General features: G+C 44.4%; 26 protein-coding genes and 1 tRNA gene. 10 read left to right on the top strand and 17 right to left on the bottom strand.

All coding sequences use genetic code 11. From position 1 onward, the window contains the following. Positions 1-53 precede the first annotated feature (53 nt). The 5 genes from IM507_RS03965 to IM507_RS03985 form a co-directional block, all read right to left on the bottom strand. A complete protein-coding gene (locus tag IM507_RS03965; RefSeq protein ID WP_287636653.1) occupies positions 54-1,190 on the bottom strand; it encodes a beta-ketoacyl-ACP synthase in 1,137 nt (378 codons plus the stop codon). A 91-nt stretch (positions 1,191-1,281) separates the two neighbouring features. Beyond that, a complete protein-coding gene (locus tag IM507_RS03970) occupies positions 1,282-2,019 on the bottom strand; it encodes a peptidylprolyl isomerase (RefSeq protein ID WP_002791172.1) in 738 nt (245 codons plus the stop codon). Between the two features lie 28 nt (positions 2,020-2,047). Next, positions 2,048-2,614 (bottom strand): photosystem I assembly protein Ycf4, encoded by a 567-nt coding sequence (locus IM507_RS03975; RefSeq protein ID WP_002741666.1) that lies wholly within the window; start codon positions 2,612-2,614, stop codon positions 2,048-2,050. Between the two features lie 347 nt (positions 2,615-2,961). Further along, positions 2,962-3,423: a hypothetical protein gene (locus tag IM507_RS03980; RefSeq protein WP_287636654.1), complete on the bottom strand. Its 462-nt coding sequence runs from the start codon at positions 3,421-3,423 to the stop codon at positions 2,962-2,964. Continuing rightward, the gene (locus tag IM507_RS03985) at positions 3,423-4,739 is read right to left on the bottom strand and encodes an AAA family ATPase (RefSeq protein ID WP_287636655.1); all 1,317 of its coding nucleotides are present in this window, start codon (positions 4,737-4,739) and stop codon (positions 3,423-3,425) included. The genes IM507_RS03980 and IM507_RS03985 overlap by 1 nt, the downstream gene beginning before the upstream one ends. 730 nt (positions 4,740-5,469) lie before the next feature. On the opposite strand from IM507_RS03985, the gene IM507_RS03990 reads away from it, so the two are divergent. Both IM507_RS03990 and IM507_RS03995 read left to right on the top strand, forming a co-directional pair. Further along, on the top strand, positions 5,470-5,820 hold the full coding sequence (locus IM507_RS03990) for a DUF6883 domain-containing protein (RefSeq protein WP_002777278.1): 351 nt from the start codon (positions 5,470-5,472) through the stop codon (positions 5,818-5,820). Continuing rightward, on the top strand, positions 5,817-6,125 hold the full coding sequence (locus IM507_RS03995; protein ID WP_002753368.1) for a DUF4926 domain-containing protein: 309 nt from the start codon (positions 5,817-5,819) through the stop codon (positions 6,123-6,125). Before IM507_RS03990 ends, IM507_RS03995 begins: the two co-directional genes overlap by 4 nt. Positions 6,126-6,722: 597 nt before the next feature. Here IM507_RS03995 and IM507_RS04000 read toward each other — a convergent pair. From IM507_RS04000 to IM507_RS04050, 11 genes are all read right to left on the bottom strand, one after another. Beyond that, complete coding sequence (locus IM507_RS04000; RefSeq protein ID WP_069474423.1) at positions 6,723-7,256, bottom strand: PIN domain-containing protein; 534 nt, start codon at positions 7,254-7,256, stop codon at positions 6,723-6,725. Continuing rightward, positions 7,256-8,431 carry a helix-turn-helix domain-containing protein gene (locus IM507_RS04005; RefSeq protein WP_271938545.1) on the bottom strand — a complete coding sequence of 392 codons (1,176 nt, stop codon included), beginning with the start codon at positions 8,429-8,431 and terminating at the stop codon, positions 7,256-7,258. The genes IM507_RS04000 and IM507_RS04005 overlap by 1 nt, the downstream gene beginning before the upstream one ends. A gap of 210 nt (positions 8,432-8,641) precedes the next feature. Next, positions 8,642-8,977, bottom strand: a complete 336-nt coding sequence (locus tag IM507_RS04010) for a ribulose bisphosphate carboxylase small subunit (RefSeq protein WP_002741682.1) — start codon at positions 8,975-8,977, stop codon at positions 8,642-8,644. Positions 8,978-8,992: 15 nt separating this feature from the next. Then, the gene (gene rcbX / locus IM507_RS04015; RefSeq protein WP_002732424.1) at positions 8,993-9,391 is read right to left on the bottom strand and encodes a RuBisCO chaperone RbcX; all 399 of its coding nucleotides are present in this window, start codon (positions 9,389-9,391) and stop codon (positions 8,993-8,995) included. Positions 9,392-9,521: 130 nt separating this feature from the next. Continuing rightward, entirely contained in the window at positions 9,522-10,937 is a 1,416-nt protein-coding gene (locus IM507_RS04020) for a form I ribulose bisphosphate carboxylase large subunit (RefSeq protein WP_002753365.1), read from the bottom strand. A gap of 549 nt (positions 10,938-11,486) precedes the next feature. Continuing rightward, positions 11,487-12,149: a hypothetical protein gene (locus IM507_RS04025; protein ID WP_002734538.1), complete on the bottom strand. Its 663-nt coding sequence runs from the start codon at positions 12,147-12,149 to the stop codon at positions 11,487-11,489. A 131-nt stretch (positions 12,150-12,280) separates the two neighbouring features. Then, positions 12,281-14,239 carry a ribulose bisphosphate carboxylase small subunit gene (locus tag IM507_RS04030; protein ID WP_287636657.1) on the bottom strand — a complete coding sequence of 653 codons (1,959 nt, stop codon included), beginning with the start codon at positions 14,237-14,239 and terminating at the stop codon, positions 12,281-12,283. Between the two features lie 70 nt (positions 14,240-14,309). After that, positions 14,310-14,621 carry a EutN/CcmL family microcompartment protein gene (locus IM507_RS04035; RefSeq protein WP_002734360.1) on the bottom strand — a complete coding sequence of 104 codons (312 nt, stop codon included), beginning with the start codon at positions 14,619-14,621 and terminating at the stop codon, positions 14,310-14,312. A gap of 32 nt (positions 14,622-14,653) precedes the next feature. Continuing rightward, positions 14,654-14,995: a carbon dioxide-concentrating mechanism protein CcmK gene (locus IM507_RS04040; protein ID WP_002733426.1), complete on the bottom strand. Its 342-nt coding sequence runs from the start codon at positions 14,993-14,995 to the stop codon at positions 14,654-14,656. 66 nt (positions 14,996-15,061) lie between these two features. Next, the gene (locus IM507_RS04045; protein WP_002734613.1) at positions 15,062-15,373 is read right to left on the bottom strand and encodes a carbon dioxide-concentrating mechanism protein CcmK; all 312 of its coding nucleotides are present in this window, start codon (positions 15,371-15,373) and stop codon (positions 15,062-15,064) included. A 736-nt stretch (positions 15,374-16,109) separates the two neighbouring features. Next, a complete protein-coding gene (locus IM507_RS04050; protein ID WP_002731728.1) occupies positions 16,110-16,394 on the bottom strand; it encodes a Nif11-like leader peptide family natural product precursor in 285 nt (94 codons plus the stop codon). A 345-nt stretch (positions 16,395-16,739) separates the two neighbouring features. Here IM507_RS04050 and miaB point away from each other — a divergent pair, with 345 nt between their 5' ends. Both miaB and IM507_RS04060 read left to right on the top strand, forming a co-directional pair. Beyond that, on the top strand, positions 16,740-18,080 hold the full coding sequence (miaB, locus tag IM507_RS04055) for a tRNA (N6-isopentenyl adenosine(37)-C2)-methylthiotransferase MiaB (RefSeq protein WP_042790437.1): 1,341 nt from the start codon (positions 16,740-16,742) through the stop codon (positions 18,078-18,080). A gap of 44 nt (positions 18,081-18,124) precedes the next feature. Then, positions 18,125-18,511 (top strand): DUF2358 domain-containing protein, encoded by a 387-nt coding sequence (locus IM507_RS04060; protein WP_287636659.1) that lies wholly within the window; start codon positions 18,125-18,127, stop codon positions 18,509-18,511. Between the two features lie 9 nt (positions 18,512-18,520). Here IM507_RS04060 and IM507_RS04065 read toward each other — a convergent pair whose 3' ends face one another. Continuing rightward, positions 18,521-19,933 (bottom strand): slr1306 family protein, encoded by a 1,413-nt coding sequence (locus IM507_RS04065; protein ID WP_123230622.1) that lies wholly within the window; start codon positions 19,931-19,933, stop codon positions 18,521-18,523. A 177-nt stretch (positions 19,934-20,110) separates the two neighbouring features. On the opposite strand from IM507_RS04065, the gene rpmG reads away from it, so the two are divergent. From rpmG to IM507_RS04095, 6 genes are all read left to right on the top strand, one after another. Beyond that, positions 20,111-20,305, top strand: a complete 195-nt coding sequence (gene rpmG, locus IM507_RS04070; protein WP_002734724.1) for a 50S ribosomal protein L33 — start codon at positions 20,111-20,113, stop codon at positions 20,303-20,305. Positions 20,306-20,345: 40 nt separating this feature from the next. Then, positions 20,346-20,561 carry a 30S ribosomal protein S18 gene (gene rpsR, locus IM507_RS04075; protein WP_002732313.1) on the top strand — a complete coding sequence of 72 codons (216 nt, stop codon included), beginning with the start codon at positions 20,346-20,348 and terminating at the stop codon, positions 20,559-20,561. Between the two features lie 388 nt (positions 20,562-20,949). After that, a complete protein-coding gene (locus tag IM507_RS04080; RefSeq protein WP_287231744.1) occupies positions 20,950-23,178 on the top strand; it encodes a sensor histidine kinase in 2,229 nt (742 codons plus the stop codon). Between the two features lie 76 nt (positions 23,179-23,254). Further along, a tRNA-Phe gene (locus tag IM507_RS04085) sits at positions 23,255-23,327 on the top strand. Between the two features lie 440 nt (positions 23,328-23,767). Next, entirely contained in the window at positions 23,768-24,511 is a 744-nt protein-coding gene (locus tag IM507_RS04090; RefSeq protein ID WP_069474426.1) for a HEAT repeat domain-containing protein, read from the top strand. Next, positions 24,495-25,112, top strand: coding sequence for a flavin prenyltransferase UbiX (locus IM507_RS04095; RefSeq protein WP_069474427.1), 618 nt, complete (start codon positions 24,495-24,497; stop codon positions 25,110-25,112). Before IM507_RS04090 ends, IM507_RS04095 begins: the two co-directional genes overlap by 17 nt. The last annotated feature ends 326 nt before the right edge of the window (positions 25,113-25,438 follow it).

Below are 25,438 nucleotides of genomic sequence, written 5' to 3' on the forward strand. Positions count from 1 at the left end.
TATCAGGAGATTTGCTTTTATTTATTCTCCCCGTCTCCCCAATTCATCATTCATCATTCCCACTCCCCTCTCCTTCTCCCCCATCTCCCCACTGCGATGGCGGCATTTTGTCCTCCGAAACCGAAACTAAGACAGAGACAATTGTGCAGGGAAAAATTAACAGCCGATCTAATTAAATTTAATTGAAAAGGCGACTCGCGCACACCGACACAGGGGGGAATTAGCTGATTTTTCAGAGCCATTAAACAAAAAGCCACACCTAATGCCCCCGAAGCCCCTAAAGTGTGTCCTGTTGCGCCTTTTGTCGAGCTTACAGCCACTTGCGAACCAAAAATGCTGGCGATCAGGTTTGCCTCCCGTTCATCGTTTAAACGCGTGCTAGTGCCGTGGGCGTGAATGTAATTAATTTCATCTTTTCTTAATTGACTTCTGTGCAAACATAGTTCTATGGCTTTGGTAGCGCTACGATTATCGACCGCCGGGGCGCTAACATGATCGGCATCACAGGTAAAACCATAGCCCAAAATTTGCCCGTAGATGGCGGCATTTCTGCTTAAAGCCAGTTCTTCCGATTCAAGGACTAAAATCGCGCCACCTTCCCCCAAAACTAAGCCTTCCCTAGCTCTATCAAAAGGATAACAGCCCGTTTTCGCCAAAGCTCCCATCTGTTCAAATCCCACCAGAGTTAAGGGAGTGATCGGAGTTTCGATCGCCCCGACTAAAACTCGATCGCATTCTCCCATTTTGATTAATTCTATACCCTGAGCGATCGACCAGATGCCCGTGGCACAGGCCGCCATCGGTGCTAAGACTGGGGCGCTGGTTTCTATCAATCTAGCGGTCAATACCGAGGCGCGATCGGGTAAACTATCTAACCAGTTTTCTACTATTCCCGTCGCTGCCATCCGTTCCCATAAACCCTGACAACCACGACTAGAACCGATAGTGACACCACAATCCTTTAAGGGAGGGGTTAACTTCGCGTCTTCAAGGGCAGCAATCAGGGCAATTTTGGTTAAATCCTCTAAAAATGCCGGTTTGTGACCGATTAAACCCAGGGGTAACGCGGGTAAATCAGAAAATGGTTGTTGTCTAGTTATACCAGTTTTGCCCTCTAGTAATCTTTGCCAACTCTGACTTAAATTTCCCAGAGAACTGATCAACCCAATTCCCGTCACCACAACATTCATTTATCAGTTATCAGCTATCGGAATATTAAATGATTGGGTGGGTTAGGGGGAAAATTAAATTATCGTCCCGCGAACCCACCCTAACCGATCGCTATTTTTTCAGATTTTCTGCACCAGAAATAACTTTGGCCGAGTCAATTTTATCCCCTTGTTTAATCGTATCGATCACTTCCATTCCCTTAGTGACATAACCAAAAACGGCATAATCACCATCGAGGAAATTGATATCCGACAGGGCAAAATAAAACTGAGAAGAAGCGGAATTAGGTTGTTGAGAACGGGCCATCGCGATCGCACCGCGTTTATGGGGTAAAGCGACGATGGGAGTGCGCGACGTGGCCTGTTGACCGATTGATTTCCCATAAATCGGCTCTTTTTCGTCTTTAAGGAGAATTTCTAGGGGAACATAACGGGATTGCTTGGTTTCTGGATCAACAAAACCACCGGTTCCGCGACCTTGGGGATCACCACCTTGGGCGACAAAAGGCTGCGGTTCTGTAACCACGCGATGGAAAGTTAAACCATTATAAAAACCTCTCTCCACCAGATCCACAAAATTACCGGCAGTAACTGGGGCCGCATTGCCATCAATTTCGATCGTTACCGGTTTACCTTTGATGATCATCTCGACGACAGCAGTTCCATCTAAGCGGGGTTTGTAATTATCCATGTTGACACTGCCCGAACTGGCAGGTTGAGAGGTTTGGGTGATACTAGAATTATCGGGGGTGGAGTTAGCTTCTGGGGAAGAACAGCCGAAAAGTGTGGTCGTTGTGATTAAAAAAACACAAACCACAGACAGCCAGCCAGATTTTCTTATCTTCATCATTTTATAGCCAAAAAGAGCGAAAAAAGGCCTACAATCCCTCTAGAGGAATTTCCAGAAAACGAGCGAGTTCCGCTCCTTGATTTTCCAATTCCGAGAGGGACATCGGATCACCGACGCGAGTTAGAGGGATATCGCGACGCTGTTTAATCCGCAGGAATAGTTCCCGTTTCGGGTTGAGTCCTTCTCGCACTTCGGCCCGCACAGCTTGCACATCTTCCAGGGGCCAATCGAGATCAACGCGACGATTTTTGCCGGGGTAGCCCCAACGAAAGATTTTAAGTTTGCCAGTTTCCTTATTAAACTCGTTGTAACCACCTCCGACATTCCAGAGGAGAGATAACCAGAGATAGATGGCTAAGAGGGTCCCCGCAGTGCCATAAAAGAGGAGGGCGACCCCTTGGGGAATAAATTGTAAGGCACTGGTATCGCTAACGAGAAGTAGATTGACCTTAAAATAACTGGAAAGACCGGCGAGGAGAAACCCTAGACCGCCAATAGAGACGATTACAGCCCAAAAATAGTTACTAGGGCGACGCGCTCCCACTACTTCTTGCCGTAGGATCAGGCTATCTTTACTTGTTGTTTGCGCTTTCATGAATTCTTTTTAAGGTTGCCTAGAGTTATTTTACCAGCTTTTTTCTCGCCACTTCCCCAACCCCGCCCCAGGGATGCAGCCGTTGATTTTTCTGGATGTACCCATGTTTATCATAATATTTACTTATAGGTGAGTGGGGGAAGTTTAGGGGAAAATTCCCTAATCGTAATTCTCCTCGGCAACAATCATGCGTTAGATTTATTCGGGGGTTCCTTAATTTGTACCCAGTAACAACACATCAGATACAGCACGGGTTATGGCCTTTTGTCAAGGGGGAAGTCCAATAATTAAATCTCCACCTTTTAAAATACAAATCGACTATTAGAAGTAAATCCGTAGTCAATTACTCATAACTTCGGTGGCCGCTCGTAACCTTTAAGGTGTTTGTCCAAAGACCATATATAGACGCGGCGGCTTGGATTTTGATCACAAATTTTCTGCCAATCATGAATGATAGAAAGGTCTCCCAGTCCCCTACCTCCCATCGCTTGATCAGGAAACTCTTCTAACCATCCTTGCAGGTCTTCTTTCTTTAGAAAATTAATAGGGGTGAAGGGAGATTTTCCTTCAAGAGCTTGTGTTACCTGATTTACAAATTTTTTTGCACAAGTGCGTCGCTGATTGCCATCTCCATTTTGGGCAATATGATTGCCAGTTTCCAGAATGGTCGCCATTGGCAAAAAAAGAGATTCTCCAGCTTTAATTTTCTCTTTTAACTCTTGAAATATTAACTCAGATTGACTCGCCTTTTTGGGGACATTAAGTATCTCTAAAAAGATCGAAGTATCGATCAGACAAATAGCTCCCATCAGGCTACTTCTCCCTGTTTTAATTGCTCTAACCAACTTAGCGCGTTTTGTTGACGTTGTTCTGCTGTGGACTTATCCTTTAAGAACTTATCTAATACTTGTTTAGTCATCAACTGACCAAGAGTTCCCTGCACAATTAATTCGGGGAAACGCTCTAAATCAGCTAATCGGACAATACGACTATCTCCTGCTTGCGGATCTCGGTAACAACAAAGTACATTTCCAATATCACTATCGGGTACTGCATCTAATAACGCCGGGTTATGGGAGGTGATCAGTACCCTCAGTTTTCTTTCTAAGGCGATCTCCCGAATTTGCTTAACTAAATTATCTGCACGACTGGGATGAACACCATTATCGATCTCTTCAATAATTACGAAAGTTCCAGGATTTACACTTAGTAGAGTTGCAGCAATCGCTAAAACTCTCAGAGTACCATCAGACAACAAAGGAGCATCTATCTGATGTTCTTTGTTCCCAAAAGACTCTATTAGTTTCACCATAACATCCTTGCGGTCTGTAATGATAAAGCGAATATCGGTAATATCCTGTTCTGGTAATGAACGAATGAAGTCAAGCAACTTGTTTTTTTGAGTGTCTCCCTGCTGACAAACTGCGTAAAGAACACTAGAAAGGTTAGAGCCATCTTCTTTAATATCATCATCTTTAGCGTAAGCATAATCCCGCATTACTGCTGGACGAGGATCAAGAAAGACGATATTCCTCAAGGTTTCTCGAATTACTTTAGTAACTGCTGGAATAATTTTTTGTGATTTAGTATGACTTTGCTGGAACCGACTGGGAGTTTCCAATTGATAAAAAATGGCTTGTCGGTTAGAGCAAGGTATGTGGGGCTTATTTTTACCTTTGTTAAAATTGTTATACATCACCCTAATTTCATCGGTGTGTGAGTTGGGATCGCCATCAATTTTGTAAAGTGTTAATTCCTGATCTTTACTAGCTTTACTGACACTTTCTCCGATTATAATAAGTTGGTCTGATAATAGCCCAATTTCAATCTCAAAATCAGTCCAACCGTCGGGAGCGTTATCAATGTGTGTTGCCAAGGTAAAATACTGTTTTTCTGCACTGAAAAGATCGATCGCTTGTCCACGAGCAATTGCATTCCCGCTTTGAATGTTGCGTTCAATGTCATCTAACCTGCTGCCTTTCGCTAACCACGAAAGTAAGCGAATTGCTTCTAGTGCATTACTTTTACCTGACGCATTAGCACCGATTAAAAAGGTGATGGGAGCCAGAGACAAGGTTGCCTCCTGATAGCTTTTGAAATTCCGAAGAGTCAGCGATGTTAACATACTTTTCACCCATTAAATCTTGACTGGTGCAGTTTGAGCATTTGTACTGAAAGTTCCAATACCAGCGCAGCTTATAGACTCTAACAAGTACCGAAAACTAGCACCCATAACCTTGAAAACTCAAACTGTAGGGCAGGGCATATCCGAACAGTATAATCTAGGCGTGGGGAGATAAGGTCGCTGTTTATTGGTATTAGGGCGGAACCCTTACCCTTACTGCAGGTCGCTTCTCAGAAAAAATTGAAAAGACGCTACTGGGTACATTTTCCCCTTGAAAATGGCTGTACCGTTGACTGTATCTAGAGTAGAGCGATTCTGTGGAGTTGGCTTTATAGTGATCGCTAACCTTATGATCACAGATGATGTCATTAATCTCTAGAGTAAGCGATTCCCTCTGTAGCCATGTTTTTGCTGGTTTTCTGCCCCGAAACAAGCTATAATGGTCTAAGGGTCGAATTTGAAAATTTTTGCCGCAAACCCTATCTGCGTAAAGACTTCAGGATTTTGTGTTCAGTAGCTCATTGGTATTATATGGCTTTAACTCAGGCTCTGTAAGACTTTTAGCCATAGCTAGTATTTTTGTACGGGTAAAGTCCAGAGCTAAATGGTTGCCTTTTTTAACTTTTTTATTGATCTCATTAAGCATTTCTACTTATTGCAAGGGTGAGATGCTCCCTTATGAAATATGAAACTAGAGGCAAAGTCAAAATTAATAATCGTCTTAATTCCAATGAAATTAAAAGATATTGTCAACAAAGTCAAAATAGATTCTAGAAAATTAACCCAATATGCTCTCAATTTAGACAATCCAAAAGGATTAAATAAAGCCATCATGTTTCAACGCCACTTAGGATATACTCAAGATAATTATGAGCCACTTCTACAACAAATCGCTAACAAATCCCTTGAAGCAAAAGCTGTTTATCAAAGTACAGATCGACATGGCAAACGCTATCAAGTTGACCTAGAAATTACAGGAATTGAACCAGGGCAACAAGAAATAGTGAGGACTGGATGGATTGTTGAGCCTGATAGTGATACAGCTAAATTAGTAACTTTATATGTGAGAAAAAGACCATGATTAAACCAGAATTATTTGACCTTGTGGAATTATTAGTTGACTTGCCTGAACATAACTTAATAATGGGAGAACAAGGGACAATTGTTGAAGACTACAATGATGGTTGTTACGAAATTGAATTTAGTAATAATCTAGGGGAAACTATCGCCCTTTGTTCTCTCCCAATGCAGCAATTTATTGTAATCTGGAAAGCTCAGAACAAAACTTGGTTATCTTTAACAGAAAAGCTAACAGCTTTAATCGATAAATTACCCAAAGAAAAGCAACAAAAAGTTTTAGATTTCACCCGCTCTTTGTATCAATAAAATCGGAAAAATAGGCTATTCCAGAATTGTTATGCAAATAATTAACTTAAAATAAAAGCTAAAATTCATATAGGGAAGGACTTAAGGCACAAACAAGTTAAGGCCACAAAGATAGACAATAGAGTTAAGATTTGATATAATCGCCAAAAACGAGAGTATTTTACCTATGATAGTTGATAAATTTTTGAACCTAAAAGGAACCTCTATTCAAGGCTATCGACACCTAGAAAATATCGGTATATTTTGACGAATTGAATCAAAAAATAAAAAAGCAACGGCTCGAAGGCGTTAGATTTATTTGGGGTTTCCTTAATTTGTACCCAGTAAAACCCCATTCAGACACAGCACGGGTTATGGTCTTTTGTCAAGGGGTAATACCAAATTTCTAAATCCATGACAGACATCCACGCTCGAATGCTTGCCAAGCCTGCATTCGTTGTGACGCAAATAAAGAAAAATGGTATAAGTCCAGTAATAGTTATAATTCCTATGTTGATGTTAACTTAGCACCCCACAGACAAGGTGCGTTACATTTTATTAAAGCACCAGGTAATAGCGGCGTGCTGCTACGCAGTGCCTTGAAAACCTCACTATCGTTCAACACTTCTCATCCATCATCCATCTTCTCCTTGCTGCCTCACGAGCTAAGTCGAACTTAATCTTGAACTTATTATTCTCCAGAATTTCCTGAATTGATCTAAGCTCATCATCCCCTAAATGGTCTGCTAAATAAGCTTCTATCAAAACCTCCACCAGTTGAGTAATAGTATCTTTCGGCATTTGAATATGTTGCCGAATATAATTTATTGCCTTTCTATCATCGGTCAGCACTTTGCCACCGATACGTCTGGCGACAACAAAACAGGACAGTTCTGCATCACTCGCACGTTTTGATTGAGGGACGTTTGACATCTCAACTAAATCCTCGATCTCTAGAGGAAATGTTGTAATTTCACCATAATTAATTAGTTTTTTGTAATAATTTAAACTATCAGAATGTCCCTGCTCAAATTCTAATTGAACATACACTGTAGTAATCACAGAGTATCCAAGCAATTTAAGAAGATGAAAGCGATTAATGTACATGAAGTGAATAATCGCACAAGTATCGATAGATACTACGCCCATCATTAACTACTGACCTCCAAAAACGTTAGAAGTTCATTTAGAAGCTGATAACCATCTTCCAAAGGTAGCAGTAGCATATCTAGGAGCTTATGGTGAGTAATCTCTCCTCTTCTATATGCCTCCGTACACAAATCAATGAAATGCCAGGATAAACCTTGACGTATAATTTGTGCAGATTTACTTCGCATACCTGAAGATAGCGTTGGTGGAGTCTCAGGATCAAATTTCTCGTCATGTTTAATGACCAAACGTTTTTCTTGAATTAATGGATCTTGTAAAGCCTTATCGAGCCATTTAAGCTCAGATAAACGGATAATTACCACTTGAGAACTGACTCGAAATCGTTCAGCAATTCGCCGAATGAGACTAACCCAAGCTTCGTAGCTTTCTGCGGGTGAGTAATCTGACTCAATTCTTTGTTTTGAAACTAGAAAGCTGCCTGCAAAACTATTGGCTCTCCACTCAAGTTCAGACCGAGCATTTAAAGATTTTAAGTATGTAACTTCCTGCCCTTCAGAAGAGTCAAATAAAGCATGACAGTACTCATGAGCGGCAGAAAAATTTTGTCGGTATAAATCATCAAGATAGTTGATGAGAATACAGTGACCAGCGACCGGATGGTTAATATATAGTCCGGATATATTTTTATCTTCTAATTGACGTTTGAATATATGAATGCCTTGATTTCTGATTAACTCAAATATATTTTCTACTGGCTGTTGCCCTAAACCCAAACGTTCTCTCTCCAAAGAAGCTGCTTCTTCACCTTGTCTTTTGAAGTAGCTATGATTAAACGGATATTGTGCGTAATTAGGAATTTTTGTAGGCTGACGCTGAAATACTTCCCTTTCTAGGAAATCTTCGTACTCACAAAGCCGAACAAATTCCTGAATAGCAATGCGATCGCTTTTGGAAAGGGCAGCGTTGCGACGAAATATTTCTTGAACTTGGGACTCTGCTGATGGGTAGTCGCCTGTAACTAAGTACCTGAAGTCACGGCGGTACATCACAGATAACAACACCAACTGGTCGCCAGTAATTCTATTCCTGCCTTCTTCAATATCTAGATATTCCTGCAAACTTATTTGAAGACGCAATGCCGACTCTTGCGGAGTAATTGAAAGACTTTCTCGCGCATCCTTGAGCTTTCTGCCTAAAACTACATAATCAAATGCCATCGCTAATGAGAAAAACAGGAATCCAGTCCCATTATATTGGGAGCATTTCATTTATGCAAGTGAGTAATTATATAGTCATTTCAATTAAAGGTGAGATGCTCCCTTATTTCTAGCTCGGATTCACTCTTGCTAAAAATTCTACCAGACAAATAGAAAAAAAGGGAGGTCTAAGAACCCCCCTCAATAGTTAATAATTAGATGACAGCCAAATTAGTAGCGGCCGGCATTGGGTTTATGAACAATAAAGCTCATGGTTTGACATTGTTTGATGTTGTCAAAAGCGATAACGCGGATGTAGCAATCAGAATATTCAGTGCGGCATTCGCGAACTTCATTAAGAACTTCTTGGGGGCCAGAAACAGAGAATAAAGGCAGTTTCCACATCGTCCAATGATAATCCGCGGGTTTGGGATCTTTTTCAAATTCCACAGCAGGAATATAACCCTGATCGATCATGTATTGAATTTGTTTAGCAATTTGTTGATCGGTGAGGGGGGGCAAGTAGGAGAGAGTTTCGTAACGCTTCTCTTTAGGTAAAGTTTTCATGGGTTTCTTGATTCCTTATGGGTTGGGTAGATCATCAACATCGAGATTTAATTCCGATGTCTCTGGTTGACTTATAGCAGTACGGGTGAGACGTTCCAAAAGTTGCCGACGATGTTCGGTATTGTCATTAATAATTCCCGTTTTTACCATCTCTGGCAAGAACTCTAAAACCTGTTCGGCTAGATGTTCTCTTACCGTCATGATCCGCAAAACTAACTCTTTATTCTCAGTCATTAACCCCGCAATATAGGCCTCGCCATCCTGAATGGAATGGCTAGAAGTATAGTGACTCAGCCAAATAGCTAAAGTGGGATTAGTTTCTGACAATTGATCGATAATCGTGCGAACCGCTTGGTAAGTTAGGTAACTTTGTAAGACTTTCGCGGTATCTTGAACAACTTTTTTCGGATACATTTTATACAGTTTTCAGTTATTGGCTAGACAGTTATCAGTGTTGAAATTCTAGCGACTGCTTCCCGATTTTGGGCAAGTCCCCAGCATTATTTTGCACCGATAACTGCTAACAACCTTCTGAAGGGCTGTATTAGAGGGTATCCATAGCCTCGAACTCGAATTTGATTTCTTTCCAGAGTTCGCAAGCGGCAGCCAGTTCAGGACTCCAACGGCAAGCTTCCCGGATAACGTCGTTACCTTCGCGGGCCAAGGAGCGACCTTCGTTACGAGCTTGGATACAAGCTTCCAGAGCCACACGGTTAGCGGTGGCACCCGGTGCGTTACCCCAGGGGTGGCCGAGGGTTCCACCACCGAACTGTAAGCAGGAATCGTCACCGAAGATTTCCACCAGCGCCGGCATATGCCAAACGTGGATACCACCAGAAGCAACCGGCATTACCCCGGGTAGGGAGGCGTAGTCTTGGGTGAAGAAAATACCACGAGCGCGATCTTCTTCTACATAGTCTTCACGCATCAGGTCAACAAAACCCATCGTGATTCCGCGTTCACCTTCAAGTTTACCGACAACGGTTCCCGAGTGCAGGTGATCACCACCAGAGAGACGTAAGCACTTAGCTAAAACGCGGAAGTGGATACCATGATTTTTCTGACGGTCGATAACCGCGTGCATTGCCCGGTGAATGTGGAGCAGTAACCCTTTGTCGCGGCAGAATTTCGCCAGGGTGGTGTTAGCGGTGAAACCACCGGTGAGGTAGTCGTGCATGATGATGGGGGTTTTGATTTCGGCAGCGAATTCAGCCCGTTGCATCATCTGCTCGCAGGTAGGAGCGGTTACGTTGAGGTAATGTCCTTTAACTTCGTTGGTTTCTGCTTGGGATTTAACGATCGCCTCTTGGACAAAGAGGAAACGATCGCGCCAACGCATGAAGGGTTGAGAGTTAATATTTTCGTCGTCTTTGGTGAAGTCTAAACCACCGCGGAGACATTCATAAACGGCACGACCATAGTTTTTAGCGGAAAGGCCGAGTTTGGGTTTGATGGTGCAACCGAGTAGGGGGCGACCGTATTTGTTTAATTTGTCCCGTTCAACGGTGATACCGTGGGGAGGACCTTGGAAGGTTTTGATTAAAGCGACGGGGAAACGGATATCTTCTAAACGGAGACCGCGTAGAGCTTTGAAACCGAAAACGTTACCAACGATCGAGGTGAGGATGTTGGTGACGGAACCTTCTTCAAATAGATCTAAAGGATAGGCAACGAAACAGAAGAACTGGTTATCTTCGTTGGGTACGGGTTCGATATCATAACAACGGCCTTTATAGCGATCGAGGTCGGTTAAGTTATCGGTCCAAACAGTGGTCCAGGTACCTGTGGAAGATTCCGCCGCTACCGCCGCACCTGCTTCTTCAGGAGGAACTCCTGGTTGGGGTGTTACCCGGAAGCAAGCTAGTAGATCGGTATCTTTGGGGGTGTAGTCGGGGGTGTAGTAAGTCAGGCGGTAGTCTTTTACGCCGGCCTGGAAACCTTTGGATTTGGCTTGCACCATTGGGATTATTCCTCCATAAACTGCATGATTAGTCGCACCTGTAAAATCTCGCCGTCAACCGACATAGATTTTTCTTAAGCTCCTTTCCCCTGCTGCTAGGAGCGAAGTTAGGGAGCAATTTTCACTAATGTTTTTTTCAACTGATCATCTTAACACGAACTTTACCCTATTCTGATCATTTTTTTCTTTATCCCTAAAATTTTGATTGTTTTTTTTTCTCGGGGGGATTAGTTTCTTTAATCTGTCGTCATCTAACTTTGACAATCTCTACAAAAACACAAAAAAATCAACAAAAATTTACCTGATTGACACGCAGAAACTTCTGCTCATCAGGCTTTGAGCGATTAAAGCTAATCCTTAATTGAGGAAGATTATCAATAATTACAACCTCAAAAAATGTCGGCAATCGCTAAAGATGAATTAGATTTCTAAGCAATTATACCCAGTACCTAGAGGACAGTTAGACAGCCGTGAACTCTAGATAAATTAGGTCTAATTACTCAGTAATTATTGTTGAGATTTTTGGCTTGTGAACGATTATTTTCCCCTTCAAGAATTATGGTTATTGTTGCCATTAAAACGATGACGTTCTGGAAATAGCGTGACCAATAACTGATTGATATAGACCTTTCCGACCACCGATGCTTGATTCGGTCGGTTAGTAGTAGATGCTGGTTCTCTGGTTTCCGTAGAACCTGCCTCGGCCACCATTTCCTCGCCATCCCAAGGACTGGCCACGGTTTCGGAGACCACTTCCTCCACTGACGGCACTGGGGACACTTGACTGACTACGGGTTGCGGTTCCGGTAAAGGGGGTCTTTCCGGTTCCGATCGGGTCGCTGACACTTCGATGGTAATTTGACGGGAAGTATCTCCGATCAGGGAACCGGACGGCACGAGCGACATCGCTGCCACAGAAGCATTAAAAATCGTTGTGGTTGACCCAATACAGGCATTTTCACCGATTTCACCCCGACCGACGACGAGAACACCTGTACCTAAAATTGCTCCCGCACCGATAGCAATAACACCCTGATAGGCGGTTAAAATTGTTCCCATACCCAGGCAAGCACCCGCACCGATAATTATTTGGCTATTGGGGGCTGCTCGGAGAATCACCCCCGGAGCCACGATCGCACTCTCATCAATGGTTACATCACCATTGACATAGAATTCCGAGCGGCTAATAGGTTGAACGGGGGGTAAGGACATAATTGACAGTTATTCAGTGATCAGTGATCAGTGATCGGGGGTTAGGGGGTAGGGGTTAGAGTTTCGGGCATTTTTCCCGATCCGCCAACACCTAACACCTATCTCCCTTCACCGATCGCCGAGTTCTGAAATTAAGGGCGTTGAATAATCGATTCGAGAACACGACGTTTCGCTTGGGAGTCAATCCCGATTAGACGAACGTATTCCCCTTGATGGTCGCGCAGACAGGTTTCTAAAGCGGCCACCACATCGGATTCGCGACTGCTCTCGATCGGGGTGCAGCTTTGCCAAGAACTGGTTTTAAAACGACGTTTATCCGCGTGTTCGGCCCCGATTTTGTGACCTTGGTTCAATAAAGAACGAATCTGAGCGATCGTTTCCGCCGTTAAGGTACTGGTTAAAGTGGCAGTACCGCCGCCGGAGGAGCCAGAAGCATAGCTTTTGAAACTCGGTTCAGCAACGGTGGCGGTTTTACCGTTGCCATTACTAGCCACCGAACCATCGGGACGCTGGATCACCGTTTCTAAAACCCGTTTTTTGGCCTTAGCATCGATACCGAGTAAGCGGACGTATTCGCCGCTATGTTCGCGTAAACAATCTTCCAAAGCAGTAATTACCTCAGATTCGCGATTGCTTTCGATCGGGGCGCAACTCTGCCAAGAACTGGTTTTAAACCGGCGTTTATCCGCGTGTTCGGTGCCGATTTTGTAGCCTTGGGCGAGCAGGGAACGAATTTGAGCGATCGTTTCCCCACTTAAGCTACCACTGCTGCTATAACTGGCTCCGTTACTAGCGGGGGCGCTGTAGCTGCTGGCTTTGCCGCTGCCGTTACTAGCGGGGGTGCCGCCGGGGCGGTGAATAATCATTTCGACGACCCGTTTTTTCGCTTGCGGGTCGATCCCGATCAGGCGGACGTACTCATCGCTATTTTCAGTCACGATCGCTTCAATATCGCGAATGATGCCCGCTTCGCTCTTGGTTTCGATCGCAGGTCCGGTTAACCAAGAACTGGTTTTAAACCGGCGTTTATCCGCGTGTTCGGTGGCGATTTTCAGTCCTTGGGCCAGCAGGGAACGCACTTGTACGGACAGGTCGGAATGGCCGTTACCGTTGCCATGACCGCCGTGGACGGCGGTGGTGGTGCGGGCCGGTTCTCCCGGTGTGTCTTCGGGGCGTTGGATAATCATTTCCAGTATGCGCCGTTTAGCTGCGGGATCGACTCCGATCAGGCGGACGTATTCGCCTTGCAGGTCTCTCAGGGAGGCTTCTAGGGATTGGGATACCTGTTCTTCGCGGCCGCCGTCGATAAAGCCGGCACTTAACCAAGAACTGGTTTTAAAGCGGCGTTTGTCAGCGTATTCGATGCCGATCTTGTAGCCTTGGGAGAGGAGGGAGCGAACCTGCGCTCGAATGTTTGTATTTAAACTCATAGGTGTCACCGAATTTCTATATAGCGTCTCATTAGCGATGTTTATAGCGGCTGCTGGTGCAGGAGTCGCTGGGCTGTGGGCTTTGACCGGGACGCTGGGGGCGAGGTCGATATCGACAATGTGACGAGTGAAGGCTCGATCGATTTCTGTGACATCGGGTAAGCGATCAGCCTGTTGTTGGCTGGTGATCACGGAACCGGATGGCACGAATTTACCGGCGGGGATTTCCACGTCTTGAACGAGGGCGTGCATCATGACGATGCAATCGGCCCCGATGCGGGCATTAAAGACGGTGGAGCGAAAACCGATAAAACAGCGATCGCCCACATAGGCTGGCCCGTGAATGAGTGCCATGTGGGTGATGCAGCTGCCCCGGCCGATCCACACCGAATATTCTCGGCCGTCATCTCCCACCACACGGCTTTTTTCTAAACCGTGGATGATTGCTCCGTCCTGAATTTTGCTGTCGTCGCCAATGTGAAAGGGGGTTCCTTCATCGGCGCGGATGGAAGTCCCTGGAGCGATCACCACTCGCGCCCCGATCTCGATAGCGCCACTGAGGTTAGAGAAGGTGTGGACTTTGGCACTCTCGTCTATGCGCGTTTCCTCTGGGGATTTGGTCCGCTTTTTCGGACTAGCCGCCGTTGTGCGGACGACCATAGTTAGTCTTCCTCCATACTGAATTTGGCTGGCTGGTTGTTAATTAACTGTGTTTGGGTCCTATCGATGTTTAACCGGATTGACGAAATTCGTCTCTCTTGCTGTAGAGGGTGCGATTTTCTACGGTTATAGTGTCAATAATCCCCACCACCATCGCGTCAAGGGGGCGATTGTTCTGCCCGTCTTCGATCCGAGCCGCTCCTCCCCGGGACACTAGCACCCATTCATTAAGCCCCGCTCCGACAATATCACCCGCTACTTCGTATTTAGGCAAAAGTTGCCCTTGCGCGTCGATGAATTGCAAAAGCAGAAGTTTCACTCCCGTCATACTGCGCGGTTTCAGGGTGCTAACGACGGTTCCGCAAACTTTGGCAATTTGCATGGAATTTGTTTACACTAAAAGTTAGTTGCGCTCTAGATTCGTCTTAAAGGTTGTGGGTTAACACTTTCACGAAACTGTTCCACGGCTTCTGTATAACGAATGGGAAGAACGTATTCGAGGTTTTCGTGGGGACGGGCGATGATGTGGGTCGAGAGGACTTGACCACCTTTAACACGATTAGATGCCGCTTCTGTCCCCGCCGATACGGAGGCCTGTACTTCCGAAACGTCCCCCCGGACGATGACGGTGACGCGACCACTACCAATTTTTTCGTAACCTACTAGGGTTACGCGGGCGGCTTTTACCATGGCATCAGCCGCCTCGACGACGGCTGGGAAACCCAAGGTTTCCACCATGCCCACTGCAATTGACATAATATTTTTGTCTCCTAATGGTTGGCTTTCTTCGACTCTATAGATGCTGACCCCGATTAACGGTGTTTAATAGCTGCGGAATTGCTCTACTTCTTCGGTGTAGCGAATGGGCAGCACGTATTCGAGGTTTTCGTGGGGACGAGCGATGATATGGGTAGATAGCACTTGTCCTCCGTTAACCCGGTTGGCGTTTTCCACTCCGGCAGCCACAGAAGCTTGCACTTCTGAAACGTCTCCCCGGACAATGACAGTGACGCGACCACTACCGATCTTTTCGTAACCCACTAGAGTCACCCTGGCGGCCTTGACCATGGCATCGGCCGCTTCCACAACGGCGGGAAATCCTAGGGTTTCAATCATTCCTACTGCAATTGGCATTTTTTTGTTCCTCGCTTGTCAAGCCAAACTAAACTATTAATTTCGTTAGCGTTATCAACTTTGTTTCAGTCAAATTCTTTCCTTGTTACTTTTCCTGCTCTAGCTTTGGTGGCAGTCGGGATCGTGGCAAGGTGGGGGTAAGACCATCCTAAATTTTATCTCGATCGTGACCGTTTTCATCCACTAATTTTATTTTCTAGGGCTGGTTGGTAAAAATTTGACGAGTCAGGCAAAATTATCAACCTAAAAAAAGCATAGGAAACTATGACACCTTTGACAATATAAAACATTATGATTATTTCTCATCTTCCGGTTAACGAAAGTTAATCATTCCTTCCCTTCGTCCATCAGCCTCAGCAATTCTCAGGACATTGACAGCTAAAACCTTTGCTATGACTGCATTTGCCCTTTAACTTCTCTCTTGGCAGCTCAATTGTCTCTGCTGGATTTACTGGCAGATAAAAGCCTATTTTTCCCTGATTTCGGCTTTTTTATAATTTTTTTATACTATATACGGCTGGGGTTGGGTAGAGGGGTGAGGGGAGTGGGAATTATAAATTATGAATTATGAATTATGAATTGGGAGCATCCCACTTTTGCCATAAGCAATTATACTTAGACTAGATGACAAATGCTTAGTGGGATGCTCCCTTATGAATTGGGGAGTGAGGGAGCCTTTTTTAGTGATCAGTAAACAGTGAAAGGAAAACTCACCTCTGATCACTGCTCACTGATTCTAGCGATCGATCTCACCTTCGTAGGGTTGGACACCGATCGAGGGATAATTATCGTGGTTAGGGCTGAAAACTTCTAAGACTGCATGAGCTAACTTTTGGAAAAAGTCGGGACTCTCGTGCAAGGATTTAAGTGCCGCTTCTAATTCCGGACGGGAGAAATCGAAGCCTTGGGAGCGAGCTATCTCTAGTAATTGCTGAGGATCTTGGGTTGAACGCATTTTTTTACCCAATTCTTCGTTTTTAGCGGCTAAGGCGAAAAAGTCGAACACTTGATTTTTAGACATATAAATACTTTTCCTTTGATGATTAAAGGTGTGGCCTCGGCGGCGTGGAGGTTAAACTGCCTAGTATGGTTTATTTTTATCCTACCAGTCAGGAGATATCCTCAAAGCAAAAGTTTCGTTTTTATTTGCTTGTATGGCTGAGTATGCTTTTTCTGGGGTGTGGGGTGTGGGGTGTGGGGTGTGGGGTGTGGGGTGTGGGGTGTGGGGTGTGGGGAAGTGGGGACAATAAATAAAAATAATCTCCTCAATCCTCAATCCTAACTTTTTGGCCATCGGGGCAGGCCATAGTCAGAGGATAAATAGCCTAAAATAGAAACCTGCACTCTTGTTTCTGTAGCCAGCATCATGAATAAATCCCCACGTCGTTACCATATCACCACCTTTGGTTGTCAGATGAATAAAGCTGACTCCGAACGCATGGCGGGTATTTTAGAAGATTTGGGGTTTCAATGGTCCGAGGATGCCAACGAAGCCGATTTAATCCTCTACAATACCTGTACAATTCGCGATAATGCCGAACAGAAGGTTTATTCCTATCTCGGCAGACAGGCTAAACGCAAACAAACTCAACCTGATCTTACTCTAGTGGTCGCTGGCTGCGTGGCCCAACAGGAAGGGGAACAATTATTAAGACGGGTTCCCGAGGTGGATTTAATTATCGGTCCGCAACACGCAAACCGCTTGGGAGACTTATTACAACAAGTTTTTGACGGTTCCCAGGTGGTGGCCACCGAACCCATCCACATCATGGAAGATATCACCAAACCGCGCCGGGATAGTAATATTACCGCTTGGGTGAACGTCATCTATGGTTGTAATGAACGCTGTACCTATTGTGTGGTTCCGGGGGTGCGTGGGGTGGAACAATCGCGCACTCCTGCGGCAATTCGAGCAGAAATGGCACAATTAGGACAACAGGGTTATAAAGAAATCACCCTTTTAGGTCAAAATATCGATGCCTACGGACGGGATTTACCCGGAGTGACGGCAAGCGGCCGACATCTGCACAATTTTACCGATTTACTGTACTACATTCACGATGTGGCCGGCATTGAACGTCTCCGTTTTGCCACCAGTCACCCCCGCTATTTTACCGAACGTTTGATTAAAGCTTGTCAGGAATTACCTAAAGTTTGTGAACATTTTCATATCCCTTTTCAATCGGGGGATAATGATATCCTCAAGGCCATGAAACGGGGCTATACTCAGGAAAAATACCGACGGATTATTGCTAATATTCGCGATTTAATGCCGGATGCTGCCATCAGTGCCGATGCGATTGTCGGATTCCCGGGAGAAACAGAGGCACAGTTTGAGAATACTTTAAAATTAGTCGATGAGATTGGTTTTGATCAATTAAATACGGCGGCCTATTCTCCCCGTCCAGGCACTCCGGCCGCTATTTGGGATGATCAATTAAGTGAGCAGGTAAAAAGCGATCGCCTACAAAGATTAAATCATTTAGTGGCGACAAAAGCTGCTGAACGTTCCCAAAGATATTTAGGCAGAATTGAGGAAATTTTAGTGGAAGACGTTAACCCTAAAGATGCTAGTCAAGTTATGGGAAGAACTAGAGGCAATCGCTTAACTTTCTTTACGGGAAATATTGAGGAATTGCGCGGCACATTTGTTAAGGTTAAAATTACCGAAGTCCGTCCCTTTAGTTTGACGGGAGTGATATTTTAAGTAGTGAAAAAAGACAATAGCTATCGGGAATAATTGGGTATTTTATGGATATTATCGCTATTTTGCAGCAAGATTATCAAAGATTTCCCCTGGATCAAACCTATGATATTTATGCTGATAACGTTTATTTTCAAGACCCTCTCAATCAATTTCGGGGGATTAAACGCTATCGGGAAATGATTGGTTTTATGAGTCAATGGTTCCAAGCTATTAAGATGGATGTCCACGCAATTGAACAGCAGGGAAATATTATTAATACCCGTTGGACATTGCACTGGACAACCCCTTTACCTTGGCGGCCTCCCATCGCTATTTCTGGAAGCAGCCAATTAACTCTCGATGACAATAATCTGATTATTTCTCATATCGATTATTGGGATTGTTCGCGCTGGGATGTGCTGCGTCAGCATTTACCTTTTCCCGGTTCTTAACTAGATTTTTTAACCAGAAAATGCCGACCAACGAGCGCTCGTTTGCTTGACAAAATCCTGTAAAAATGCTAGTCGTTGATTTTGTTCCCAGACCTGTTTAACTTTATCCTGCAAACTCGTCCAATTCCAATCATTATTCAGTTGCTCGTTAATTTCCTGTTCTTGAAAATATTCAATTAAACTTAAACCTGCTAAACGAGTTAGATAGGCTGCCCCGATTCCCTGCACTGTACCACCGGCGATATAAGTAATCGCATTTCCCTTGAGAATCGTTCCTAATGCTTGGGTTGTCACCTCTACCATGCCTAATTGTACCATCATTTTCCCCAGGGTAGTCATGGCTGTTTTTGCTTGTTCAAGGGACATTTTTTGTTGATAAATTGCCCCTAAATCCACTAACATTTGAGCGTTAGTGGCTGCTGCTAAAACTAAATCTAGGGCCGCCAGAGGATTAGCAAAAGTGGCAGTAGCGGCTATCCATTGGTATTGTTCGATAACAGGTAAAGCCTTTTTGCGTCGGGATTGATTAAGTAATTGTTTGGTTTCCTTGGCTAATTCGAGCGCTTGTCTCCAGATAGTTCCGAGAACTAATTCGGACTTTTCTTGTTCGATAATTTTTCGGAGATGATTATCTAAAGGATCGATAACTACCGTTTGGGGTTCCGTCCATTCCTTGATTTCTCCATTGCTTTGATGTTGACGAACTTTTAGGGGTTCAGGGGCAGCGGCTATGGCTAAAATATGATGAGAGGGAATAGTTTCTTTCAGTCTTTGTTTCAGGGAAAGGAGTATTTCTTCTCTGGTTTCGGCGGGTAAACGATCCTGTTTATTCAGTAACAGGATAACACGCTGGTGCATTCGATCGAATTGCTGGAGGATTTGCCATTCGGAATCGCTTAAATCCCCATTGATGAGATACAAAACTAGGTCGGCTGCCAGAGCCTTTTTCTGGTTAGCGGTGCAGTTGAGAGTTAGAAGCGGTTCCGTTTCCAGAAAAGCGATAGATTCCCCAAAGTTGCCGCTTTCTAGTAGTTTTTTTAAGGCAGTTTTACCAGTTTTTCTAGCACCAGTAATGGCAATTTTCAGGTCTTGGCGACTAAATTCTTGATTTAATTGGCTTAAACTGGTTTTGAGTGGAGTTAAGTCTTGATTAGGGTCTTCTTTGGCCAGATAATTAATTATCTTCTCGGCCTTGCTAATCGCTTGTTTAACCTTTTCTAGACTCAGGGGAGTGGGATGGGAAAAATCGATTTTCGTGTTGGGTTTTTGCCAAAACCAGATACCAGCACCAAGAGCAATCGCACCGAAAATACCCCAGGAACTGATTTCGCTCAGTGTACTATTGAGAGTTTCCCCCAGGGTGAAAGCGATGGTAATGCCTATCCCCGTCACTAAAATCGGTTTACCCAATCTTACCGTCATTTTTCCTCATCCTCGCCAACTGCTGTGATTATTCTAGCTTTTTTGTGCTGGATTTCATCCCAAACTCAACTTTTTAGCCGACAATTCCCCTGGTTCGTCCCAGCCGCTCTTGCCTAAAAAGCCCTAGATATGTCATAATGATCGATTGCGTGTAAATTTACCCGATCCCCTGTTGTTATGGCTAGTAAAAAAGGCGTTCGCCTGATCATCACTGTAGAATGCACGGAATGCCGCAGTAATCCCGATAAGCGTACCCCCGGCGTTTCTCGCTACACCACCAGCAAAAACCGTCGCAATACCACCGGCAGACTGGAAATCAAAAAATACTGTCCCCACTGCAATAAGCACACCGTCCACAAGGAAATTAAGTAACCACACTTTAGTTAAAAAGTCAAGCAATCTTTACAAATCTATGAGCTACTATCGTAAACGTCTCTCCCCCATCTCCCCCAGTCAACCGATTGACTACAAAGACACCGAACTCCTCCGCAAATTCATCACCGAACGCGGCAAACTCCTACCTAGACGCATCACCGGTTTAACTTCTAAACAACAGCGAGATTTAACTGAAGCGGTGAAACGGGCCCGTTTAATGGCTTTATTGCCTTTTGTCAACCAAGAAGCCTAAATTCAGTGATCAGTAATCAGTAATCAGTGAACAGTGATCGCTGAAAATAACACATATAAGTAATAGGACAAAATTAACTTCTTGGTGAGGATAGGCACTCATGGAAGAAGTAATTGGATATGTGTAATTAATTGTATCTAGCTACTTAACTTAAAACTTAAACCTGATCACTGATAACTGGTCACTGATAACTGATAACTGATAACTGATAAGCGATCTCAGTATATTGGGGTTGCTTTCTCGTTTTTGCAAAGAAATATATCGAAATCGGCAGCGGATAGGAAAATTCGTGCGAGAATCTAAAGAAATAATTAAATCGCTCTAGGAGTAGCCGACGATTTTGTGATTATCGATCCAAATCCACCAATTAGCACAATGGGAGGCTCTTATGGAAAAGCAGCCATCAGAAACCGAGATCGAGCTAGATAAACAGCTAAAAGAGGAGTATTCCGAGCAGTTTCTGCGTAGTATATTTAATTCCGTGCAAGCGTCGATTTTTGTGGTGGACGTGCTGGAAAATAGAGATTTTCGCTATGTGGGAGCAAACCCCGTTCATGAACGCTGGACAGGATTGCGTTCATCAGAGATTAAAGGCAAAACTCCCGAACAAATCCTTCCCCCCGATGATGCGCGTAGTGTGCGGCAACACTATAGTGATTGTGTGCGTTACGGAACGACTATTTCCTACGAACAGTATTTACCTTTTCAAAATATACCCTACTGGTGGCTAACGACTTTAACACCCCTACGGGATAACAATGCGCGCATCTATCGTTTAGTGGGAACCAGTACCAATATCACCGAACGTAAACAGGCCGAAGAAGCTTTAAGATTACAAGCAGAACGGGAACAACTATTGGGGGTAATGCAGGAAAGAATCCGGCAATCGTTGGATCTTGATCGCATTTTGCAAAGAACCGTTAAAGAGGTGCGACAATTCCTCAACTGCGATCGAGTGTTAATTTATCGTTTATTCCCCGATCATAGTGGCATGATTGTGGTGGAATCCCATACTGCGAGGATTAATTCCGTCTTAGGAAACAGCATCGAGGATCCCTGTTTTAATTTATCCCCAGAACGTCTGGAAAATTATCGTCGTGGGAGAATTCAAGTTATTGAAAATGTCCATAATTCGGGACTTGATCCCTGTTATCGCAACTTACTCACCTCTTTGCAAGTACAGGCTAACTTGGTGGTGCCAATTATCTGCGATAACCAACTCTGGGGGTTACTAATTGCCCAAAATTGCCAAAAAACTCGCTCTTGGCAATCCCAAGAAATCGATCTCCTTAAACAATTAGCCATTCAAGTGGGAATTGCCATTCAACAAGCGGAACTGCACCAACGGGTAAAATGCTTGAATACTGCCTTAGAATCGGAGGTTCAGCAAAGAACCGCCGAATTGCAGATGACTTTGAAGTATGAAGCATTAATCGGACGGATTACCGAAAAAATTCGCGATAGTCTCGATGAAAACCATATTCTGCAAACCACCACTAGGGAATTAGTGCAGGTTTTACCCGCAGAACGTGCCCAAATTGAGCTTTACAATCCCAGTCGCAGCCAAGCTACTATTGTCCACGAATATACCACTCAAGAGCTTATCTGTCAGGGAATTAGCTGTCAAATTAGCGATTTTCCTGAAATCTATCAACCGCTGCTGCACAAACAAATTTTACAATTTGTTGATCGTCTTCCCCTTGGCAATCCGCAAATCTGTCGTGTTAACCGTTGCGCTTGTCCTATCTTTGACGATCAGGGTTTTTTGGGCAATATTTGGCTAATTCGGCCAGCTAATCAGATTTTTAACTCCTTAGAAACTAATTTGATTCAACATATTGCCACCGAATGTGCGATCGCTATTCGCCAGGCGCGACTTTACGAATCTTCCCAAGCACAAGTGAGGGAATTAGAAAAACTGGAAAGATTAAAAAGCGAATTCCTGAAAACCCTTTCCCATGAACTGCGAACCCCGATCACCAGCATCCGTCTAGCGGTGGAAACCCTAGAAAGTCTCCTAGAATATCAAGGGATCAAGATCGATCCAGAGGATTCGATCGGTCAACTGTTGCAAATTCTTAACATTGAATCTCAACGTCAGAGTAAGTTAGTTAATGATCTGTTGACTTTAACCTATCTGGATGCGGAAAGCGAACCTCCGGCGATCGAAACAATCGACTTACTTTCTTGGCTACCCTTATTAGTGGAACCTTTTCGCACTCTCACCCGCGAGCGACAACAGCAGTTAATTTTAGATATAGATGGGGATATACCGGAGATTAACAGCAATCTTTGTGATATCGAACGCATCATAGCGGAATTACTGACCAATGCTTCTAAATATACCCCAGAACAAGGGATAATTAGGGTAAATGTCTGGCGTGCAGACGAGCAAATATTAATTAATGTGAGCAATTCAGGAGTAGAAATCCCTCCAGAGGAATTATCAAGAATATTTGCTCCTTTTTATCGCATTCCTCACCACGATCCCTGGCGCTACAGTGGCACCGGTTTAGGTTTAGCTTTAGTCCACAAACTGATTAAACCCCTGAATGCCACCATCGATGTCACCAGTGCCAACGCTGTCACCACTTTTACCCTCACCCTGCCAATCTAGTCGAGCAGAAAACTTTTTAGAAAAAAACCTTGCAATTATTTCGAGGGCGTGCTATATTGATAAAGGACTAAAAAAAGCCGAGATAGCTCAGTTGGTAGAGCAGAGGACTGAAAATCCTCGTGTCCGCGGTTCAAATCCGCGTCTTGGCATCGAAAAAACGCTAGAATTTGCCCTGTATTTACTTTCTAATCTGCTAGGTTTTGTAAATGCAGCTGACTGTCTTAGGTTTGGTGGGTAAAATGTATTCTAAGATACAGTCTTGCGGGCGAACGACTGGAACGAACCACTCCAGACACAAAGGACACAAAGATTGATCGCTACTATATCAGTTAAACTTATCACACAAAGAATAAGAGAGCCTGCAGCCTTTCTCGTCAAGATGAAGTGTAACCTAATTTGGTAAGCTAAAAGCTTTGATGTACTTAGTTTCTGACCTTGTTTTTAGGTGGGAGAATTGCCAGATTCTTTCTTTTGCCTGTTGCCTGTTGCCTCTTGCCTATCTTCACTAGGAAATTAATTTTGCACGACTACTTACTTTTTGATTTTGGGCTTGACGTGAGCGGTCACGGATTAAGATAATCTAACAAGTATGTACGACAATGAAATCCTAGACTCTAGCAATTCCTTAAATAATCCTCTCGATGGGAGCGATCCGGATCAAGCAGCGGAAATCCCTCCCGATCCCGAGGAAATGCTCTTATTGCTTACTTCTGCTCATGTTAGCGAGAGAATGATCGCCGCTCGCGCCTTTTGTGAATTGCGGGACGAAAGAGCGATCGCACCTTTACTAGAGATGTTAAACGATGTCTGTCCCCTGGTGCGTGTCAGTGTCGCCTATGCTTTGGGACGAAATCCCAGTCTTAGCGCCGTGGAGCCTTTAATCGATTTACTAGCCAGGGATTGGAATGGTTACGTCAGAAAAGGGGTAGTTTGGGCCCTGGGTAACTGTGGTGATCGCAGAGCGATCGAGCCTTTGGTTCATGCTCTTAAAACTGATATTTCGGCGGTGCGATTATGGGCCGCCAGTAGTTTGGCCCAGATTGCCAAGGTCAATTATGAAGATATCATCACCGTGTTGCCGCCTTTAATTGAAGGATTGCGCCGGGATTTAATCGCAGCGGTGCGGAGTAATTGCGCTTGGTCGATCGGTCAATTATGCCGAGAATTGCCCTTCAATGTGATTTATGCCACGGCGATCGATGCTTTGATCGAGGCCTTGGTGGAAGACGAGGATTTAGGTGTCAAGGAAGATGCTAGGGGTGCTTTATTAAAGGTGGGCGACCCAAGAGGATTACAATTGATCGAGGAATTAGAGCTTGAAGGAATTATCTAAACCGCTAATTTTGGGCGTTACAGGGGCATCAGGGCTGATTTATGCCGTGCGTACCCTCAAATATCTACTTTTAGCCGACTGCACGATCGATCTAGTGGCCTCCAGATCAGCTTACACCGTCTGGCAAGCAGAAGATAATATTCGGATGCCGCCAGAACCGGAGCTGCAAGAACAATTTTGGCGCAGTCAATGCGGGGTGATGGAGGGGGGAAAATTACGCTGTCATCGTTGGGGTGATGTGGGGGCAACGATCGCCAGTGGTTCCTATCGCACCCTTGGTATGGTAATTATTCCCTGTAGCATGAGTACAGTGGCCAAATTAGCGGGGGGATTAAGTTCCGATTTGCTAGAAAGAGCGGCCGATGTGCAGATTAAGGAGGGCAGAAAATTGGTTTTAGTGCCGCGAGAAACTCCTTTTAGTTTAATTCATCTGCGTAATTTAACTACTTTAGCCGAGGCGGGCGTTAGAATCGTGCCAGCAATACCGGCATGGTATCATCATCCCCAATCGATCGAGGATTTGGTCGATTTTGTCATCGCTCGTACTCTCGATCAGTTAGATATCGATTGTGTGACAATTAATCGCTGGCAAGGACATTAACAGTTATCAGTGATCAGTTATCAGTTATCAGTGGATAGTGGACAGTGGTTAGTGGTTAGTGGGAAAGCATCTCATTTATGCAAGTGAGTAATTATACTTATCCATAAAACTGGTTTCTAGCAAGACTTTCAAAATAGCTTGACATAAAAACCTGATTTAGGGGTTACAAAGGTGAGATGCTCCCGTGGTTAGTTAGTGGTTAGGGACCTGCGCTTTGATAATGTACCTTTTGGGCGAACGCAGTTCGCCCCTACATTGTGGACAAAATCCGTTACTGTAGGGGCGCAAAGCTTGCGCCCTCCGATCGATTGGGATATTATTCCCAC

The sequence above is a fragment of the Microcystis sp. M20BS1 genome (assembly GCF_020245305.1).
Taxonomy (GTDB): Bacteria; Cyanobacteriota; Cyanobacteriia; order Cyanobacteriales; family Microcystaceae; genus Microcystis; species Microcystis ichthyoblabe_A.

What these genes read in the sequence shown, in the direction of transcription:
- IM507_RS03965 (WP_287636653.1), bottom strand. Translation starts at nt 1,190, where the DNA reads ATGAATGTTGTGGTGACGGGAATTGGGTTGATCAGTTCTCTGGGAAAT.
- IM507_RS03970 (WP_002791172.1), bottom strand. Translation starts at nt 2,019, where the DNA reads ATGATGAAGATAAGAAAATCTGGCTGGCTGTCTGTGGTTTGTGTTTTT.
- IM507_RS03975 (WP_002741666.1), bottom strand. Translation starts at nt 2,614, where the DNA reads ATGAAAGCGCAAACAACAAGTAAAGATAGCCTGATCCTACGGCAAGAA.
- IM507_RS03980 (WP_287636654.1), bottom strand. Translation starts at nt 3,423, where the DNA reads ATGGGAGCTATTTGTCTGATCGATACTTCGATCTTTTTAGAGATACTT.
- IM507_RS03985 (WP_287636655.1), bottom strand. Translation starts at nt 4,739, where the DNA reads ATGTTAACATCGCTGACTCTTCGGAATTTCAAAAGCTATCAGGAGGCA.
- IM507_RS03990 (WP_002777278.1), top strand. Translation starts at nt 5,470, where the DNA reads ATGAAATTAAAAGATATTGTCAACAAAGTCAAAATAGATTCTAGAAAA.
- IM507_RS03995 (WP_002753368.1), top strand. Translation starts at nt 5,817, where the DNA reads ATGATTAAACCAGAATTATTTGACCTTGTGGAATTATTAGTTGACTTG.
- IM507_RS04000 (WP_069474423.1), bottom strand. Translation starts at nt 7,256, where the DNA reads ATGATGGGCGTAGTATCTATCGATACTTGTGCGATTATTCACTTCATG.
- IM507_RS04005 (WP_271938545.1), bottom strand. Translation starts at nt 8,431, where the DNA reads ATGGCATTTGATTATGTAGTTTTAGGCAGAAAGCTCAAGGATGCGCGA.
- IM507_RS04010 (WP_002741682.1), bottom strand. Translation starts at nt 8,977, where the DNA reads ATGAAAACTTTACCTAAAGAGAAGCGTTACGAAACTCTCTCCTACTTG.
- rcbX (WP_002732424.1), bottom strand. Translation starts at nt 9,391, where the DNA reads ATGTATCCGAAAAAAGTTGTTCAAGATACCGCGAAAGTCTTACAAAGT.
- IM507_RS04020 (WP_002753365.1), bottom strand. Translation starts at nt 10,937, where the DNA reads ATGGTGCAAGCCAAATCCAAAGGTTTCCAGGCCGGCGTAAAAGACTAC.
- IM507_RS04025 (WP_002734538.1), bottom strand. Translation starts at nt 12,149, where the DNA reads ATGTCCTTACCCCCCGTTCAACCTATTAGCCGCTCGGAATTCTATGTC.
- IM507_RS04030 (WP_287636657.1), bottom strand. Translation starts at nt 14,239, where the DNA reads ATGGTCGTCCGCACAACGGCGGCTAGTCCGAAAAAGCGGACCAAATCC.
- IM507_RS04035 (WP_002734360.1), bottom strand. Translation starts at nt 14,621, where the DNA reads ATGCAAATTGCCAAAGTTTGCGGAACCGTCGTTAGCACCCTGAAACCG.
- IM507_RS04040 (WP_002733426.1), bottom strand. Translation starts at nt 14,995, where the DNA reads ATGTCAATTGCAGTGGGCATGGTGGAAACCTTGGGTTTCCCAGCCGTC.
- IM507_RS04045 (WP_002734613.1), bottom strand. Translation starts at nt 15,373, where the DNA reads ATGCCAATTGCAGTAGGAATGATTGAAACCCTAGGATTTCCCGCCGTT.
- IM507_RS04050 (WP_002731728.1), bottom strand. Translation starts at nt 16,394, where the DNA reads ATGTCTAAAAATCAAGTGTTCGACTTTTTCGCCTTAGCCGCTAAAAAC.
- miaB (WP_042790437.1), top strand. Translation starts at nt 16,740, where the DNA reads ATGAATAAATCCCCACGTCGTTACCATATCACCACCTTTGGTTGTCAG.
- IM507_RS04060 (WP_287636659.1), top strand. Translation starts at nt 18,125, where the DNA reads ATGGATATTATCGCTATTTTGCAGCAAGATTATCAAAGATTTCCCCTG.
- IM507_RS04065 (WP_123230622.1), bottom strand. Translation starts at nt 19,933, where the DNA reads ATGACGGTAAGATTGGGTAAACCGATTTTAGTGACGGGGATAGGCATT.
- rpmG (WP_002734724.1), top strand. Translation starts at nt 20,111, where the DNA reads ATGGCTAGTAAAAAAGGCGTTCGCCTGATCATCACTGTAGAATGCACG.
- rpsR (WP_002732313.1), top strand. Translation starts at nt 20,346, where the DNA reads ATGAGCTACTATCGTAAACGTCTCTCCCCCATCTCCCCCAGTCAACCG.
- IM507_RS04080 (WP_287231744.1), top strand. Translation starts at nt 20,950, where the DNA reads ATGGAAAAGCAGCCATCAGAAACCGAGATCGAGCTAGATAAACAGCTA.
- IM507_RS04090 (WP_069474426.1), top strand. Translation starts at nt 23,768, where the DNA reads ATGTACGACAATGAAATCCTAGACTCTAGCAATTCCTTAAATAATCCT.